At 56.0% G+C, this 16319-nt stretch carries 18 protein-coding genes; 1 reads left to right on the forward strand and 17 read right to left on the reverse strand.

The window, feature by feature from the left end:
* Nucleotides 1-21: 21 nt before the first annotated feature.
* Nucleotides 22-1104: a 2-oxoadipate dioxygenase/decarboxylase family protein gene (locus tag ACH3PB_RS11775; protein WP_416395051.1), complete on the reverse strand. Its 1083-nt coding sequence runs from the start codon at nucleotides 1102-1104 to the stop codon at nucleotides 22-24.
* A gap of 175 nt (nucleotides 1105-1279) precedes the next feature.
* Here ACH3PB_RS11775 and ACH3PB_RS11780 point away from each other — a divergent pair, with 175 nt between their 5' ends.
* A complete protein-coding gene (locus ACH3PB_RS11780) occupies nucleotides 1280-2551 on the forward strand; it encodes a peptidoglycan DD-metalloendopeptidase family protein (protein ID WP_416395053.1) in 1272 nt (423 codons plus the stop codon).
* On the opposite strand, the gene ACH3PB_RS11785 is transcribed toward ACH3PB_RS11780, so the two are convergent.
* The 16 genes from ACH3PB_RS11785 to ACH3PB_RS11860 form a co-directional block, all read right to left on the reverse strand.
* The gene (locus tag ACH3PB_RS11785) at nucleotides 2543-3253 is read right to left on the reverse strand and encodes an HAD family hydrolase (RefSeq protein ID WP_416395055.1); all 711 of its coding nucleotides are present in this window, start codon (nucleotides 3251-3253) and stop codon (nucleotides 2543-2545) included. The two genes, ACH3PB_RS11780 and ACH3PB_RS11785, sit on opposite strands and share 9 nt — an antisense overlap.
* A gap of 144 nt (nucleotides 3254-3397) precedes the next feature.
* Nucleotides 3398-3814 (reverse strand): phosphate ABC transporter substrate-binding protein, encoded by a 417-nt coding sequence (locus ACH3PB_RS11790; RefSeq protein ID WP_416395057.1) that lies wholly within the window; start codon nucleotides 3812-3814, stop codon nucleotides 3398-3400.
* A gap of 13 nt (nucleotides 3815-3827) precedes the next feature.
* On the reverse strand, nucleotides 3828-5000 hold the full coding sequence (locus ACH3PB_RS11795) for a hypothetical protein (protein WP_416395059.1): 1173 nt from the start codon (nucleotides 4998-5000) through the stop codon (nucleotides 3828-3830).
* A gap of 144 nt (nucleotides 5001-5144) precedes the next feature.
* Complete coding sequence (locus ACH3PB_RS11800; protein ID WP_416395061.1) at nucleotides 5145-5483, reverse strand: P-II family nitrogen regulator; 339 nt, start codon at nucleotides 5481-5483, stop codon at nucleotides 5145-5147.
* Between the two features lie 162 nt (nucleotides 5484-5645).
* Nucleotides 5646-6128 (reverse strand): pyridoxamine 5'-phosphate oxidase family protein, encoded by a 483-nt coding sequence (locus ACH3PB_RS11805; RefSeq protein WP_416395063.1) that lies wholly within the window; start codon nucleotides 6126-6128, stop codon nucleotides 5646-5648.
* Nucleotides 6129-6252: 124 nt separating this feature from the next.
* Nucleotides 6253-6666 (reverse strand): DUF2802 domain-containing protein, encoded by a 414-nt coding sequence (locus ACH3PB_RS11810; protein ID WP_416395064.1) that lies wholly within the window; start codon nucleotides 6664-6666, stop codon nucleotides 6253-6255.
* A gap of 22 nt (nucleotides 6667-6688) precedes the next feature.
* A complete protein-coding gene (locus ACH3PB_RS11815) occupies nucleotides 6689-7162 on the reverse strand; it encodes a chemotaxis protein CheW (protein WP_416395066.1) in 474 nt (157 codons plus the stop codon).
* Nucleotides 7163-7279: 117 nt separating this feature from the next.
* Entirely contained in the window at nucleotides 7280-8071 is a 792-nt protein-coding gene (locus ACH3PB_RS11820; RefSeq protein ID WP_416395068.1) for a chemotaxis protein CheW, read from the reverse strand.
* Nucleotides 8068-8874 (reverse strand): ParA family protein, encoded by an 807-nt coding sequence (locus ACH3PB_RS11825; protein ID WP_416395070.1) that lies wholly within the window; start codon nucleotides 8872-8874, stop codon nucleotides 8068-8070. Before ACH3PB_RS11825 ends, ACH3PB_RS11820 begins: the two co-directional genes overlap by 4 nt.
* 23 nt (nucleotides 8875-8897) lie before the next feature.
* Nucleotides 8898-9695, reverse strand: coding sequence for a flagellar motor protein MotD (motD, locus tag ACH3PB_RS11830; RefSeq protein ID WP_416395071.1), 798 nt, complete (start codon nucleotides 9693-9695; stop codon nucleotides 8898-8900).
* 9 nt (nucleotides 9696-9704) lie between these two features.
* Nucleotides 9705-10448 (reverse strand): flagellar motor protein, encoded by a 744-nt coding sequence (locus tag ACH3PB_RS11835; protein WP_416399451.1) that lies wholly within the window; start codon nucleotides 10446-10448, stop codon nucleotides 9705-9707.
* Between the two features lie 14 nt (nucleotides 10449-10462).
* Nucleotides 10463-11743, reverse strand: a complete 1281-nt coding sequence (locus tag ACH3PB_RS11840; RefSeq protein WP_416395073.1) for a protein-glutamate methylesterase/protein-glutamine glutaminase — start codon at nucleotides 11741-11743, stop codon at nucleotides 10463-10465.
* A gap of 11 nt (nucleotides 11744-11754) precedes the next feature.
* A complete protein-coding gene (locus ACH3PB_RS11845) occupies nucleotides 11755-14214 on the reverse strand; it encodes a chemotaxis protein CheA (protein ID WP_416395075.1) in 2460 nt (819 codons plus the stop codon).
* Between the two features lie 11 nt (nucleotides 14215-14225).
* Entirely contained in the window at nucleotides 14226-15053 is an 828-nt protein-coding gene (locus ACH3PB_RS11850) for a protein phosphatase CheZ (RefSeq protein WP_416395077.1), read from the reverse strand.
* Nucleotides 15037-15420, reverse strand: coding sequence for a chemotaxis response regulator CheY (cheY, locus tag ACH3PB_RS11855; protein WP_344802795.1), 384 nt, complete (start codon nucleotides 15418-15420; stop codon nucleotides 15037-15039). Before cheY ends, ACH3PB_RS11850 begins: the two co-directional genes overlap by 17 nt.
* A gap of 173 nt (nucleotides 15421-15593) precedes the next feature.
* Nucleotides 15594-16298 (reverse strand): RNA polymerase sigma factor FliA, encoded by a 705-nt coding sequence (locus ACH3PB_RS11860; protein ID WP_416395079.1) that lies wholly within the window; start codon nucleotides 16296-16298, stop codon nucleotides 15594-15596.
* Nucleotides 16299-16319 lie beyond the last annotated feature (21 nt).

Raw genomic sequence — 16319 nt, forward strand, 5'->3', positions numbered from 1 at the left:
TTGCCCCAAATAGCGCTAAATTCAGCTCGACGTCATCCTGAAAATACCCTGGGCATTCGAGCTGTCGAATCGCAGGTCAAGGATTCGCTTGCCCTGGTCGTCTTCGATCTCGCCACGCTCAATGAATTCGAAGAATGACCCAGGCACCCAGAGCGCGTCTTCGTTGGGCTGTACCTGTTCAGTGGAGCGCATTGGACGTGAGACCGGGGCCGCCCGAAAAGCGGTCTGCTGCACTTTCGCATGCCGAGCCACTTCAATCTCTGGCTTGATCGCCCGCCCCTTGCGGCGCTGCTCGGCCTCCACGGCCTTGATGTCATCGACGCGATCAGTCGCATGATTGAAGGCGTTGCCTTCGGTGCTGATCCACGCCATCTCGCGCGACTCGGCCTTCAGCAGATGGTAGTCCTCCAGCGTGGGCAACTCGTGGTGGCGCTCGAAGCAGGCCACCAGCCTGGGCAACAAACTGGCTGCATCCTCCAGCGACAGGTGATGGTCCTGCGAAAGCTGGTTCAGCAGCCTGTCGTCGACAGAGCCGAGAGGATCCTGCTCCGTGCCGAGCAATGCAGCCACCACAGCCTGGAAAGGTTCGGAGAATTGCTCGGGATACAGCTCACTGACAAAGAACTGCGAGAGGCTGTCGGGCAGATCTCTCGAGGCGTAGACAAACCCACACATCTTGATTCGCTCAAGCGGGTACTCCCCGGCCAGCGTATACCCCAGAGGCTCGAGAATACGTTTGAATGCAAGATGGCCCGAAGGCAGACCCGCTTCATGACGCCGCTGGTACCGTACTGTGCGCAAGGCGCCATGATCCAGCATCACTTTTTCACCACGCTGCCACTTTTCCTGTACATAGGCAGCGCCATCGGGTACGCGCTCGAGCAGGCGTTGTAACAGCGCAAGATTCATTGCATGAGCAAGCAGGCTGCGGTGGACCCGCGTGCTATCCGAAGCGCTGAATGAAGAAGGATGCTGGACACCATTCATGATGGTATCGAGTATGTCGACCTCCCATCCGAGCCCAGTCTTCAACAATTCCCGAAGCTGCTGGACATAGGCAGCCTGCTGGTGCGGCTCAGTGCCTGGCACCTCTTCATGCTTCATGATTCACTCCTTCATGAGAAAAAAATGACGATCTTGGTCTGCTGGTCATGCTACGCCTCTTGGTGCTACTGCGCACCCTGGATCGTTGTTAGGTAGCAAGATTGTACGTATCGCCGTCTGTGATGGCCTGTCGTACGTAAAATCAGGAGCGCACTTCAGCTTTCAGAGTCAACCAATGATGAGATCAATCTTCCTAACGCTTGTATGCCTGGCGCTATCCGCCTGTTCATTCCCCGAACTTCAGCGGTCAAGTCCCCGGCAGCAATATCTGTCAGGACTACAGGCAAGTGGCTTATCGAACACACGGCTCGTCGATCAATGGCAGCTGGCTGCACGTGCTGCGCTGAATCAGCCGGCAGAGCTGGCCTTGCCAGTTCGCGAAACCATTTGGATTGAGCAGTCCGAGCCGCGGGCCCTGGCCTATCGCGTGAATCTGCTCGAGGACCAGTTTCTGCAGGTCGTGGTTCAGAGGCTGCCGTATGACGCCAAGGCTTCGGGAGAGAATGCGGTACCACAATCGTTGATCAACCCGCTTGATGAGTCCACCAGGGGCAGCCATGGACGTGTTTTTCAGGAGGTGTATCTGGCAGCCAAGGCAGAGCCGCATGCCTGGCTCGAAAGTAGCCCAGCGAAAGCTGTCACCATTGGCGAAGACGCAGATTCAGACGACGCGACAGTGAATGCAGCTGCCTGGCAGGTCGATGAGGACGGCGAATACACGCTGTTGATACAGCCTGAACTGCTGGCAGCTGGCCGCTTCAGTATCATGGTAAGCGTGCGTTCGGCCCTCGCCTTTCCGGTCCTGGAAGCAGATAACACTGCCGTGCGGAGCTTTTTCGGTGCACCGCGGGATGGCGGGCGTCGGGTACATCATGGTGTTGATATCTTTGCGCCTCGTGGTACCGCAGTGCTCGCGGTAGCTGACGGCACCATCGCCCGCACCGGCGATACACCGCTCGGTGGCCTGCATGTCTGGCAGCGGGCGGCCAGCCAGGGCCACCGTTATTATTACGCCCACCTGGACAGCATCTCAGTGCAGCAGGGAGACCGAGTGAAAGCTGGCGATGAAATCGGAACTGTGGGCAATACTGGGAATGCCCGCTTAACGCCGCCCCACCTGCATTTCGGCGTATACGCGACCTTCAAGGGCCCCGTGGACCCACTGCCGATGATCAGCCTGTATGATGCTGATCGACCCGTAATCAACGAGTCATCCGAGCCCCCTCCTCCGCTTTTGGAGGTTGATGCTGCTCGTCTCAATCTGCGGGCGGGACCATCCACGAAAGACGACTTGCTGGATCAGCTGATCGCGGGACAGCGGGTGGCTGTGGTCGCAAGGTCTGGCGACTGGTATCGGATCGTGACACGTGATGGCAGCACTGGCTATGTCGCCAGCAAATTTCTGAAAAGCGCTCAACCAGCGCTGGCCCAGTCTGATTCAGGTTGAACGATCAAGCAGTCTGTGCAGTGTCGGTAAGTCTTTCACGACCGGGACGTCATCCTCACGCGGAGCACCTTCTGGATTGAACCAGATCGCCTTCATCCCCACCGCTAGAGCGGCATCGACATCCTCTTCAGCATGATCGCCAATGTGAAGCCCTTCATGAGCTTCTACGCCAGCCATGCGCAAGGCCTCTTCGAACATATAAGGCTCTGGTTTGGGTTTCATCGTCTGCTCTGCGATGAGGTGCCCCTTGAAATATTGCTTTAGTCCGACGCGTTCCAGATCAGCGTTACCATTACTGATCGCGATGATTTCATACTGGCGGCTGAGTGATTCCAGTAGTTCGCGCGCAAAGGGGAACAGATCGATACGGTTTCGTTCCGCAAAGAAGACTTCAAATCCAGCTTCGGTCACTTCATCCAGCCTCTCGGGGCTTAACGAGGCAGGCGCAAGCACCTGCTGCATCAACCGGCGCCTGAACAGAGAAGGCTGGCGACTCAACGACGGGTCGGCATCCAGTATCGCCATACGTGCCTGTTGAACTGCATCGTCGTGATAGAGCGGATGCAGCTCAGGATGAGTGCTTTCAAGCCAGGTCCTGAAGGCCAGATTGGCTCGGTCGATCACTGGCCAGACATCCCACAGGGTATTGTCCAGATCGAACGTGAGTAATCGGATATTCTGAAAATCAGCGGCAGAGGTCATAGAACTGAATGGGTCCGGGGGATGTGTACGACGAAATGCAGACTTTGTTGACGCCTGCCATTCCACAACATTGTACGTCGATGACCTGACTGCGGACCCATAAAAAAAGGCTGCCGTAGCAGCCTTTGATTATCAGAGCCTCAGTTACTTCGCAGTATGAACGACCTTGACGGCGTCGGTCACTGCACTGCTAGGTACATAGCCTATGATATTTGGATTGCTCGATACCAGCTCGATCATCTCGCTCACACTGGCTTCGGCCGGTTGAGTGCCCTTACCCGTGAATATCAGCTTGGACCAATATGCCTTCAACTGGGCCGGGCTCTTGTCGAGCACTTTCGTTTCGAACTCTTCCCGCTCTGCAGCAGAAGATTCCAGATTGACCGGAACAGCCTTGGAGCCGTTACTGAACGACTTTTCCTTGCCCAGAAAGATACGTTCGATCGCTGTTGCGTCGACCGTCGCAGCATTTGACGGATGCACGATCACAGAGACTTCAGCGAACGACATGGCAGCAAAGGTCGTCAGACACAGGGTAGTCAGTACTTTGATAGTTCTCATTGTCTTCACCCCGTTAGAATACAAAATCAAGGCCGACGGCAAAGATTTCTGCCTCGCGCTGTGGATTGTCATCATCCATCACCGTGGTGTAGTCAGCCTTCAGGGCGACGGCGGCATCGAAGTCATATCTCACGCCGAAGATCCAGAACTCGCTATCTTCCTTCTGGGCTTCCTGAAGACCTCTCACGCCGGTCGCCAGTGCGGCCAGCTGCGCCTGCTCCAGACGTTCAGCAGCGTTCGAACTCGCTTCGTTCTCATCCTGTCCGTATGTACCGTGGAAGGTGAACTGGGCGAACCGGTAGCCTCCAGTAACATACCAGGACTTCTGATCACTGAAGCTCGATTCGCCAAAGTTCTGATCGCTGTACTCGACCAGGCCGAAGACAGTACCGTTATCCCAGCCTGCGTAGACGTCCCATGTGAATACTTCGACGTCGTCATTGAGCAGTTCGAAAACGTCATCACGAAGTGTTGGCGGCAAACCGGATGCTGCCAACAACAGCGGTGCCAGCTCAGGGTTGGCGCCGAGCACATCGTAGGATAACTCCGGGATGTAGGCGAGGTTGAAACCGAAGTTGAACTCTTCAAAGTTCATATCGGCCGAAAATATATGACTGAGCTGGAGTTCGATAGTAGCGGGATTGCCGCCCGTCGAGGGAACGAAATCATCGATGGTCGAACCCAGCAGGTTATACTGCAGATTGACCTCGAGATCTCCAGCATAAGTCTGGAAGGCAGCACCAACGCCGTCGCCAGAAGAGAACGGAACGGAATATACGCCCTGCGGCAGCCGCAACCACGGGTAGGCGTAGCCCACATCCACATAACCCGAATACTTGTACTGCTTGAAGCGCTGACGCCCGAAGAATAGCTTCAGGTTGGAGGTGGCTTCATACGAAAGGTAAGCCCACTCAAAGGTCGGATCGAACTGATCTTCACCGCGAGCGAGAATCTGGGCAGTCGCCGACCACTTCTCACTCAGCCGAGAACTCACTTGAACTGCAAAGCGTGATTCGTTCTGGAAATCGAAGTCTTCGTCGATGCCGTAAAGTGACTCGTCTTCGTCATTGGTCATACTGCCAATGATCGAACCGAAACCGTTGATGTCAATCGCGTTGACATCAAGCGCATGAGCGGTAAATGGCATTACCAACCCTACGCACAGTGAAAATGCAGGTAGTTTCATCGCATACCCTTGAGGTTGTAGAAATACAACTCAAGGTATAGACATGGATCAGCTGGGAGTCAACTAATGAAAGCAAAAAATCAGGTATTTAAATCAGCGCGTTAGCGCGCAACTTGGCAAACAGCCAGTCTGACACAGACGCGCCTAGAGCGCGTCGGTTCCGGTTTCCCCGGTGCGGATCCGTACAACCTGATCGAGCGACTGGACGAAAATTTTGCCGTCACCGATCTTCCCGGTGTTGGCAGCCTTGGTGATTGCATCGATAGCAGTGTCGACCTGGTCGTCATCCACAGCAATCATCAGCTTGAGCTTTGGCAGGAAATCAACGACGTATTCCGCGCCCCTGTACAGCTCGGTATGCCCCTTCTGCCGTCCAAAGCCTTTGACCTCTTCGACAGTCAGCCCATTGACCCCAATTTCGGAAAGATTAGTCCGAACATCATCCAGCTTGAACGGTTTAATGACAGCAATGATCATTTTCATGGTACGTAATGCTCTTGATCAGATTTAATGAAGTGCCTGAACAACCCCAATGGGCGCTTGAATGACTCACATTGTTTACGGCTCTGACCGAAGTATAACCCATGGTCAAACGCGTCTGTCAGGGGGTCCGAACTCGCAAGCAGGACCCCGTTCACTAATATATCAGCCCAGCTTCTTATTCTCACCCATATTAGGCGTCTCATCCTTGATATTTGCCTTGGCAATCTTGTACAGCTGCACCAGTTTGCTCGACGGCGAATCCCAATACTGCGCAAGGTAGGTGTCGATCTTCAGCAGCGCGACGTCAGGGCTGCTCTTGCCTTCCGGAAACCAGGCGGACACGACATCATTCCAGTAGGTGTCTATCGTTGCCTTATCGGACACAAGTGTTGCCACACCCGAGATAGAAACGAAGGTCTTCTTGGCTGGATCACTGAAGGCTACATTGACCTCGCGATTATGCAGAATTTCGTCAACCTTGGTGTCTGACTTGTGGGTGAAGAAGTAGAGCGAACCGCTGAAGTCGTCCTGCACCAGCTGCATCGGGCGGCTTTGCAGAAAATCACCATTCCAATTCGCAAGCATGCCAGTGCCGACGGGCTTGATCATTTTCCACAGCTTGGCGGTCTCGTCTTTGGATAACATATAGGGTCTCCTTGTAATCACTCATTCGCGGGGCTTTCTCGAAAGCTTCACCGCATCTCAGTGTATGAGTACGCAGAGGACAGACAATTGCGCTACCTGGTATCGCGAGCCTGACGAGGGAAGATCATATCCGCCTTTCGGTGCGGCGCAGGGCAATAAGCAGCTCGGCATCAGCGGGAGAAAGCTGGCAGGTGCGAACAAGGTCTGCCACCGTGGCACCGGCATTGACCAGCTTCTCTGCCTCGGCGAGATCGAACTGGGCGTCGCTTGCCGGGTAGTGAGCCGACTGTTGGGTCTGCTCACTCTTCTGTAGCCGCTGACTCAGCATGACGACCCGGCGCCCTACGCCACGTTCGCCCTCAGCCAGTATCTGTAACTTCGCCTGCTGCGCATCGACCCGCTCTGCCAGGCGCTGTGTATCGCGTCGCACCCGCACCAGATAAGCCAGTGTGAGAATGGAAAAACCTATGGCGACAATCGCGACGATCGAGATAACAAGAAGGACGCTGAACTGGTGGCGAAGCAGTAACTCGCTCATCTACCCGACCTTGCGAAATGGCCTAGCCGCCCCATTCGTCATCCAACATCAGTTTTTCGAACTCCACCAGAATAATCAGCTCGCCGTTCTTGTTACAGACGCCATGAATGAACTTCGCGCTCTCTTCATTGCCAACATTGGGCGCAGATTCGATCTCCGACTGCCGGAGATAGACCACCTCTGCCACTGAGTCGACGAGTATGCCCATGACTTGGGAGTCGACTTCTATGACGACGATACGGCTGCTATCGGACACCTCTGACTCGGACAGTCCGAAGCGCTGGCGGGTGTCTATGACTGTCACCACATTGCCGCGCAGATTGATGATGCCCATTACGTAGGACGGCGATCCTGGAACTGGTGCGATTTCTGTGTAGCGCAGGACCTCCTGTATCTGCATCACATTGATGCCATAGGTCTCGTGATCAAGTCTGAAAGTGACGTACTGCAGTACTGGGTCGTCGGAACTTTTGGCATGTCCGCTGCTGGATGCCATATTGTAATCCTCTTTGTCTGGCAGCTGTTCGTGGCGCGCACAGCCTGCGGAAACTCTTGGAATGTCTGCATTGAGCATAGATCATCGAAGGGCAAATGCCAGACCACGCGGTGGTGGTTAGTCTGCAAAACCGCCGCCGGCCGAAGACTTCAGCATTCGGTCGAGGTGGATGTGCAGTTGGCGGGGGTCGATGAGGATGCACAGGTCGGCGGCAAGGGTTCCGACGCACCATGATCGTGAGGACCCTGCAGCCGGTTTACGCCATCTGATATCAGCGCTTTCCAGCTGGCGTACTTCGAGAATATCGTGGCTTGCCAACGCCCAATGACTACCATAGAGCACGATCAGTCGCTGGACCGGTTCTGTCTGCTGCGCAGCCTGCCGATTGAACAGGCTGAGCATATCCACGACGCATAGACGCTCGCGTGGCATCTGTACGATACCAAGTATCCAGCTCATCATACCCGGCAGTTCATGCACGGTTTCGTCATACTTGTGCACACTGCTGATACCCAGCAGCGGCAACGCGAGCTTGAACGGGCCGACCCGAAACAGCAGACAGTCGAACACGTCCGGCAGGCCGGCGTACGCAGCCATGGGCGGATCGATTTCGAGGATGCGAGCTGACGCCTTTTTGTCGACGATGCTGGCTGGTGGGGGCGGTTCAGAAACCGGTGGCTGTGCCGGCTCTTGCGGCTCTGCTGGTTCTGGAGACGCTGCTGGTTCTGCCGGTTCCGCTGGTTCTGCTGGCTCCGCTAGTTCTGGAGACGCTGCTGGTTCCACTGGTTCTGCCGGTGCCTCTGGCTCCGCTGGTTCTAGAGACTCTGCTGGCTCCGTCAGCTCTGGCTCGTCCGTCAGCAGGTCGGTCAGATAGCCCATGAATTCCGCATCGCGGCTCTGGCGGCTCATGACGATCCGCTTGTTACTGGTGTCCCGAGCACGTCCTGCAGCAATCGATTATAGGCCTTGACTCCATGTGTGGACGGATCGAACATCGAGGGCACCTGCCCGGCCTGGCTGGCATCCCTGAAACGGGTATCCACCGGGATGGCGTAGCGCCACGCCGTATCAGGATAATCGTTCTTGATGCGGCGCAGACTCTTCACAGAGGCGCCCGTCCTTCGATCGAACATGGTCGGCACGATGGTGTAGGGCAACAGCCGTTTCTGACTACGCATGACCATGGTCAGGGTATGCAGCATGCGCTCCAGCCCCTTGAGAGCGAGAAATTCGGTCTGCACGGGAATCAGGATTCGTTCGCAGGCTGCCAGCGAGTTGATCAGCAGCACGCCGAGTACGGGCGTATTGTCGAGCAATACCACATCGAACTCATCACGCAGTGACGCCAACGCTTTCTTGAGTACCAGCCCCATACCCTCGACTCCTGCCAATTTGCGCTCCAGAGTAGCCTGCAGAGTCGAAGCAGGCAGCAGCATCAGGTTAGGACAGGATGTGTCGCGCAGCAGCTGGGCAGGCAGGTCGGGCGGGACCTCGCGACGCCCGTCAGGATTCAGAACAGAAGTGAAAATGTCGTGAACGCTGCCCTGCAACCGGTCAGGATCATGTCCGAAATAGGACGTGAGCGAGCCCTGAGGATCGAGATCCACGAGCAGAACACGTTTGCCCTGCCCGGCCAGTAAGCCGCCAAGGGCGACGGCGGTCGTGGTCTTGCCTACGCCGCCTTTCTGATTGGCAATGGTGATGACTTGCATGTGTGATCTGCACTTCCACTGGGCTACTCCGCCGGAACGCGGCGGATGAACTGGCGGACCTTGTCGGACCTGGCAACGAGAATAACGACTCTGCGATTGCGCGCCCGACCGGCAGTGGTGCTATTGTCGGCAAGAGGCTGATATTCCCCATAGCCAACGGCGGCAACCTGCTGCGGTCCTACTCCTCCCATTATCAACAACCGTGCCATCGCTGCCGCCCGTGCTGCCGACAGCTCCCAGTTGGAGGGGTAAACATCTGATCGTATGGGGATATTATCCGTAAACCCCTCAACGACGATGGCATTCGGGTAGTCTTTCAGAATTTCAGAGATACTGTCGATCAAGGTAAAAGCGGCATCGACCGGCAAGGCATCACCGCTTGTAAACAGCAAATTGTTCCGTAAAGAAAGTTCTATCCATTCGTCCGTGACTTCGACGGTGACCAGACCCTTCCCAATCAGGGTTTTCAGCTTACTCTCGAAACGTCTCGAAATGTCACGCAATCGACCATCTTCATCGCTGTGGCGGGTCGTTCCTTCATCACGGTCTGGCTGCTCGAATGGCAGCAAATTTGGCACATCAGAGTGTGGCTGGGTTGCAGACTCCTCGCCTATCTGGATGGGCTGAACGGCCCTTTGAGTGGCGTTGAAGACGCCATCCAGCGTTTGCGACAGTATCTTGTATTTGCCGTCGTTAACCGATGACACGGAATACATGACGACGAAAAACGCGAATAGCAGCGTGATGAAGTCAGCATAGGAGACGAGCCAGCGCTCGTGATTCTCCGGCGCTTCAGCGCCCCGCTTGCGCATGCGCCTCATTGGGTAATCCTAGGCTGACTCATAGCTCTGCAGCTTCATTTCGATGGCACGAGGGTTCTCACCCTCTGCAATCGCAACAACGCCCTCGAGCAGCATCTCGCGATACTGGGTCTTGCTGTGCACCAGACTTTTCAGTTTGCTGGCGACCGGGAAGAAGAGAAGGTTGGCAAGTGCAACGCCATAAATGGTTGCAACGAAGGCTGTCGCGATACCCGGACCAAGCTTGGAGGGATCTGCAAGATTCTGCATGACATGAATGAGACCGAGCACCGCCCCAAGGATGCCAAGGGTGGGCGCATACCCACCCATCGCATCGTAGACTTTGGCCGCGTCCATATCGACTTTCTCAAAGTTATCGAGCTCGAGCTCGAGCACCGAACGAATGATCTCCGGCTCTGCCCCATCCACGAGTAGTTGTAGTCCCTTGCGGGAAAAAGCATCTGATTCGGACTCCGCAATGGCTTCCAGTCCTAGCAGGCCCTCCTTGCGGGCGGTATTGCTCCAGCTGACCACGCGCTCGATACCGGCCGAAAAATCCGGCTTCGGGGGCTTGATAATCCAGACCAGTTGACGCAATGCGTTCTTCAGCACCTTGCCCGAGTGCTGGATGATTATGGCGCCCAGCGTTCCACCCACGACGATGAGCCCGGCTGGCGCGTTGACCAGCGCGGCCAGATGGCCGCCTTCGATGTAGTTACCGCCAATGACCGCGACCAGCGCGATGATGATGCCGACAATGCTGAGCACGTCCATCCGGGTGTGCATGCTCAGCTCGCAAACATCTGGTTCAGAAGCACGGGAAACTTGAGGAGATCGAGCGAACAGTCGGAGAGACCGGCCTTGTCCACAGCCTGAGGCATGCCATAGATTACGCAACTCGCCTCATCCTGCGTCATGATGACCGCACCGCGCGATTTCAACAGTCGTGCACCTTCGAGTCCATCGCTCCCCATGCCGGTCAGCACTATACCGAGCGCCTTGCCGTCGTAAGCTTTCGCGGCGGAGCCAAAGGTGATGTCGACACAGGGCTTATAGTTGATACGTGCATCGCCTGCGATGATTCTCGCTATGACCTGGGAGCCACTACGCTCCAGAAAGGTCTGCATGCCGCCCGGTGCAATATAGACGCAGCCGTTCTTCAGCACTTGACCATCTTCGACCTGGGAAACGCTCAGCGCCGACAACTTGTTGAGCCTTTCAGCGAACGCTGGCGTGAAGGTCGAAGGCATGTGCTGTACCAGGACGACTGGCCGGCTGAAGCCAGGTTTCAGCTCGCTGATGACCTTCTGAAGCGCTATCGGCCCGCCGGTCGAAGTACCGATGAGCACAATGCCGGCCTGCCGAGCCCGTTCGAACACGCCACGATCCAGGCTACTGTTTCTGTCTGTCGGGCCGCGATCGGTCGGGCCGCGATCGGTCGGGCTACGATCAACCAGACTCCGATCGGCCGGGCTGCGGGCTGGCTTCGGCCGCTCGGATACTGGTGAGCGCTCAAGGACTGGCGAGCGCTCAGGGGCAAGCATGGGCTTGCGCGTAGGCACTGATTTCGCAGTTACTGGAGCAGGTCGAAGGTCTGGCCCTGGTGCCGGCCGGGCTGAACCGGTGATACGGCCTGATCGAGGCGCCGCACTCTCTGCACCAGTTCCACCTGCCTTGCGCGCAAGGCCCTTGATTCGAGCACTGAGCAGCTTCGCCAGGTTGGCTGAATTCGAGGTGAGATCTTCAAAACTCTTGGGCAGAAAATCAACGGCCCCGGCTTCGAGCGCGTCGAAGGTAACTCTGGCGCCCTCGTAGGTCAGAGACGAAAACATGAGAATCGGCACCGGCCGTTCAGCCATGATCAGTCTAACCGCAGAGATGCCATCCATTACGGGCATCTCATAGTCCATGGTGATGACATCCGGCTGGAGCGTACGGGCCATCTCAACGGCCTGCGCACCATGTTCGGCGATACCGATCACCTGAAGATCCGGATCCTGGCTCAACAGGCTCTTGAGCCTGTTTCGGAAGAAGGCTGAGTCGTCACATATGAGGAGCTTAACTGCCATCTGGAACCACTTTAGCCAGCCGAGGCCTTGAGAACACCATCTAGTGTATCATCCGGCTCGTCCGCCTCTATGGCCGCAAACTTCGGCCGTATGTAACTCTTGCTCTGCTTCGAGTATCGCCCCAGCAGGCTCGGGATATCGAGGATAAGGGCGATCCTGCCATCACCAGTAATCGTTGCACCCGCCATACCGGCAGTACCATGCAGCATCTTGCCCAAAGGCTTGATGACCACTTCTTCCTGGCCCACCAGCTGATCGACAACGAGACCGACGCGGCGGGTACCAACTGCCACGATCACAACATGACCGCTTCGAGCCGGAGGTTGACCGTATGATGAAGGCACCAGCCAGCGCTTGATATGGAACAGCGGGAACACCTTCTCACGGACGACTACGCACTCCTGACCATCAACAATATTGGTCTTGGTCAGGTCGAGGTGGAAGATCTCCACAACGCTGACAAGCGGGAAGGCGAAGGCCTGCTGGTCCAGCATGACCATCAACGTTGGCATGATCGCCAGCGTCAATGGCACCTTGATAATGATCCGACTGCCCTTGCCAAGTTCGGATTCAACCTGGAGCGTGCCGTTCAGCTGGGTGATCTTGGTCTTGACCACATCCATGCCAACGCCTCGGCCGGAGACGTCAGAAATTTCGGTCTTGGTCGAAAAGCCTGGCGCGAAAATGAGGTTGAATGCCTCAGTGTCACTCAGTCGCTCAGCAGCGTCCTCCTCGTAGAGGCCTTTTTCGACCGCCTTGCGCCGCAGGACATGTGGATCCATGCCGCCGCCATCATCCTCGATGAAGAGGAGGATATGATCGCCTTCCTGCTGAGCTGAGAGCAGTACACGGCCAATTCTCGGTTTGCCGGCAGCCTCTCTGACTTCAGGCCGCTCGATACCATGATCCACCGCGTTTCTCACAAGGTGGACCAATGGGTCCGACAAGGCCTCTACCAGGTTCTTGTCGAGGTCGGTTTCTTCACCCTTGAGCTCAAGGTTGATCTCTTTCTTCAGCTGACGCGCCAGATCGCGGACGACGCGAGGGAAGCGGCCGAAGACCTTCTTGATTGGCTGCATTCGCGTCTGCATCACGGCAGACTGCAAATCACTGGTAACAACGTCGAGATTCGACACTGCCTTGGTCATGCTTTCGTGTGCCAGTTCTTCGCCGAGTCGCTTGAGCCGGTTACGTACCAGCACGAGTTCGCCCACCATATTCATGATGTCGTCCAGACGCTTCGTGTCTACGCGAACTGTTGTCTCGGTTGCTATGCCACCGCTATCTTTAGAGCCTGGCTTGGACGCGCCCGCGGAAGACTTGAAACCATCGCCGTCGTCATCTGAATCTGCACTCACCGGCTTGGCAACCACAGTTGGCTTGGGCGCTGGCGCAGCTTGTGGCTTTTCAACAGCAGCCTTCGCCGGTGTTGCCTTGGCTACTGGAGCCTTGGCGACGGGCGCTTTGGCAGCAGCCGCACTGGCCACTTTGGGGCCTGAGGCAGATTTGCCCGTACCGTGCAGCTCGTCCAGCAGTTTCTCGAACTCATCATCGGTGATCAGATCGCTATTCGCGGTCGCGGGTGCCTTCGCCTCTTCAGGTTTTGCAGCCTCGGGCTTGGCGACCGCAGCGGCCTTGAATTTGCCTTTGCCGTGCAGGTTGTCGAGCAGCGCTTCGAATTCGTCATCGGTAATTTCGTCGTTACCGCTTCCGGCCTTCGCAGCCGGCTTGTCGTCTTTCGCTGCTGCAGGGGCTTTCTTGTCTGCCTTCTTATCCGGCTTTGCAGCCGAGGCAGCCTTATCGGCAGAGAACTTGCCTGCACCATGCAACTGGTCGAGCAGGTTTTCGAATTCGTCGTCGGTTATTTCGTCGCTGCCGCTTGAAGCGGATACTGACGCTGGCTCCGCCGCCGCACTGGCATGCTGGGAACTTTGTTCGGAGTCGAGGGCATCAAGTAATGACTCATACTCCTCATCGGAAATTTCGTCGCCGGGCGCCCCTTTCTTGGCCGAAGCTGCTGGCGCAACTTCCTCAGGTGATTCTGCGTGTTCGAGCTCCGCAGCACGCTCTTCTTCGCTGGGACCACCCTCAAGCAGAGCGGCAAGACCATGGATCAGTGCTGGGTCAGCAGGCCGAGGCGATTCGCCTCGCTTGACCTGATCGAACATCTCGTTCACGGCGTCAAGCGCCTGAAGAACGACGTCCATGACCTCGGAATTGACCGAAAGCAAACCATTGCGAAGATGATCGAATACGTTTTCTGCGACGTGGCAGCATTCCACGAGCGCATCAAGCTGAAGAAAGCCTGCGCCGCCCTTTACCGTGTGGAAGCCACGAAAAATAGCGTTAAGCAGTTCCTTGTCATCAGGGTTGCGCTCGAGTTCAACAAGCTGCTCACCGAGCGCCTCGAGTATCTCTCCAGCTTCAACCAGGAAATCCTGAAGGATTTCGTCGTCAGCATCAAAGCCCATTCAGAAAACTCCTAAAAACCCAGGCTGGAAAGCAGATCGTCGACATCGTCCTGATTACTGACGACATCTGCGGCTTTTGTGGATCCGGTATTGATCTGCGGACCGTGCCCTTTCATATCCTGGGAATGACCCTTGTCAGGGTCATCCAGACCGTGATCAACGCCGGTGATTTTGTCGACCTGCCCCGCCATCGCTACCAGCTTCACAAGATTGACCTCAACATCGGTGATCAGGGTAGTCACTTTCTTGATGACCTGGCCGGTGAGATCCTGGAAGTCCTGAGTAAGCAGTATGTCTGACAGATTGGTATAGATCTGGTCGCTCTTGCTTTCGAGATCTACAAAGAAGCGGTCAATTCGCTTGTACAGCTCTCTGAACTCCGAAGGGTCCATCTCGCGCCGTCGAAGCCGCTCCCACGCTGTCTTGAGCTCATGGGCTTCCTGCTTCACCGTAGTTGCAAGCGGCATCGTCTCCTCAACCAGATCCAGCGTCCGGTTTGCGGCTTCGTTGGTTTTGACAACCACGTAGGACAGCCGATCCGAAGCGTCGGAGATAGTGGAGATTTCCTGACTTTTCTTGTTATCGATATCGATATGAAAATTGCGGATGGCGTCGTGCAGCGTTCTGGTCAACTTGCCGACTTCCAGATACAGGGTTCTGTCACGGGTGTCGTTAAGCTGGCCGATCACCTTCATGGCGCCGTCCATATCACCAGCAGAGACTCGCTCCATGAGCGAGTTCGCCTGCTGACTCAAGGTGTCCTCAATATCCGAGTTCGCCATGATGTCTGCTACCTCACTATCTATGCGGAGCCGGCCGGCGTTATTCGATGCGCTCAAAAATCTTCTCGATCTTTTCTTTAAGCACGGCAGCAGTGAAGGGTTTGACGACGTAGCCGTTAACACCTGCCTGGGCTGCCGCCACGATCTGGTCCCGCTTGGCCTCTGCCGTAACCATAAGCACCGGCAGTGACTTGAGGTTTTCATCGGCTCTGACGTGTCCCAGCAACTCGATACCCGTCATGCCTGGCATGTTCCAGTCTGTTACCAGAAAGTCGAACTTGCCGGTCTTCAGCATTGGAAGCGCAGTCTGGCCATCATCGGCTTCTTCAGTATTGGTGAAGCCGAGGTCGCGCAGCAGATTTTTTATGATCCGTCGCATCGTTGAAAAATCGTCGACCACGAGGATCTTCATGTTCTTGTCCAAGGTTACCTCCACGAAGGCGTTTAAGGACGGTAAGCAGGATTCAACCGGACTCGACCAGCTCGGAAGAGTTGTCTGAAAAGTTATACCTCAGTCTAGTCTGCAAACGCAGACTATCCAGTTTTGCTCACCGATTTCTGATGGTGTCGGAGAAGCACGGGGAGTTGCAGGCAGACCTACCTCTGATTGACCCGACTTTTGATTCGGTGAACAGCCTGGGAGAGAATCTGGCTAACTCTGGATTCACTGATTTCAAGGACCTGCCCGATCTCCTTCAGGTTCAGCTCTTCATCGTAGTACAGCGACACCACGAGCTTTTCACGCTCAGGCAAGGCGTCGATGACATTGGTCAGCAGTGTGAGCATCTGTTCACGCTGAACCTGGACGTGAGGGGTAGAGTCCTCATCATCAGCGAAATCGACATCCTGCTCACTGTTTGCCTGCATTTCATCGATGCTGAACACATGACCGGTAGCCGAGTCAGCCAGGCTGGCGTGATACTCCTCGACTGAAATATCGAGCACCGCAGCAATCTCCTGATCACTGGCATCACGCTTGAGCCGACCTTCGAGCTTTCGAATGGCCTCGCTGATCTCACGTGAACGTCGGTGAACAGAGCGTGGCACCCAGTCATTGCGGCGCACCTCATCCATCATGGCACCACGTATCCGGATACCGGCAAAAGTCTCGAAACTGGCGCCCTGGCTACTGTCGTAGCGCTGGAAGGCCTCTATCAGACCCATCATACCGACCTGCAGCAGGTCATCGAACTGGACGTGGCTCGGCAACCGCCCAAGCAGATGGTGGCCGATGCGCTTGACCAGCGCGCCGTGCTGAGCGAATAGCGCGCTGTATTTATCCGAGGCCGGGGCCTGATACATGCCTGAGATCCATCAATGGGT

The organism is Allohahella sp. A8 (genome assembly GCF_047946665.1).
In the GTDB taxonomy this organism is placed as follows: domain Bacteria; phylum Pseudomonadota; class Gammaproteobacteria; order Pseudomonadales; family Oleiphilaceae; genus Allohahella.

Coding starts and splice junctions, on each gene's coding strand:
- ACH3PB_RS11775 (WP_416395051.1), bottom strand. CDS start 1,104: ATGAAGCATGAAGAGGTGCCAGGCACTGAGCCGCACCAGCAGGCTGCC.
- ACH3PB_RS11780 (WP_416395053.1), top strand. CDS start 1,280: ATGATGAGATCAATCTTCCTAACGCTTGTATGCCTGGCGCTATCCGCC.
- ACH3PB_RS11785 (WP_416395055.1), bottom strand. CDS start 3,253: ATGACCTCTGCCGCTGATTTTCAGAATATCCGATTACTCACGTTCGAT.
- ACH3PB_RS11790 (WP_416395057.1), bottom strand. CDS start 3,814: ATGAGAACTATCAAAGTACTGACTACCCTGTGTCTGACGACCTTTGCT.
- ACH3PB_RS11795 (WP_416395059.1), bottom strand. CDS start 5,000: ATGAAACTACCTGCATTTTCACTGTGCGTAGGGTTGGTAATGCCATTT.
- ACH3PB_RS11800 (WP_416395061.1), bottom strand. CDS start 5,483: ATGAAAATGATCATTGCTGTCATTAAACCGTTCAAGCTGGATGATGTT.
- ACH3PB_RS11805 (WP_416395063.1), bottom strand. CDS start 6,128: ATGTTATCCAAAGACGAGACCGCCAAGCTGTGGAAAATGATCAAGCCC.
- ACH3PB_RS11810 (WP_416395064.1), bottom strand. CDS start 6,666: ATGAGCGAGTTACTGCTTCGCCACCAGTTCAGCGTCCTTCTTGTTATC.
- ACH3PB_RS11815 (WP_416395066.1), bottom strand. CDS start 7,162: ATGGCATCCAGCAGCGGACATGCCAAAAGTTCCGACGACCCAGTACTG.
- ACH3PB_RS11820 (WP_416395068.1), bottom strand. CDS start 8,071: ATGAGCCGCCAGAGCCGCGATGCGGAATTCATGGGCTATCTGACCGAC.
- ACH3PB_RS11825 (WP_416395070.1), bottom strand. CDS start 8,874: ATGCAAGTCATCACCATTGCCAATCAGAAAGGCGGCGTAGGCAAGACC.
- motD (WP_416395071.1), bottom strand. CDS start 9,695: ATGAGGCGCATGCGCAAGCGGGGCGCTGAAGCGCCGGAGAATCACGAG.
- ACH3PB_RS11835 (WP_416399451.1), bottom strand. CDS start 10,448: ATGGACGTGCTCAGCATTGTCGGCATCATCATCGCGCTGGTCGCGGTC.
- ACH3PB_RS11840 (WP_416395073.1), bottom strand. CDS start 11,743: ATGGCAGTTAAGCTCCTCATATGTGACGACTCAGCCTTCTTCCGAAAC.
- ACH3PB_RS11845 (WP_416395075.1), bottom strand. CDS start 14,214: ATGGGCTTTGATGCTGACGACGAAATCCTTCAGGATTTCCTGGTTGAA.
- ACH3PB_RS11860 (WP_416395079.1), bottom strand. CDS start 16,298: ATGTATCAGGCCCCGGCCTCGGATAAATACAGCGCGCTATTCGCTCAG.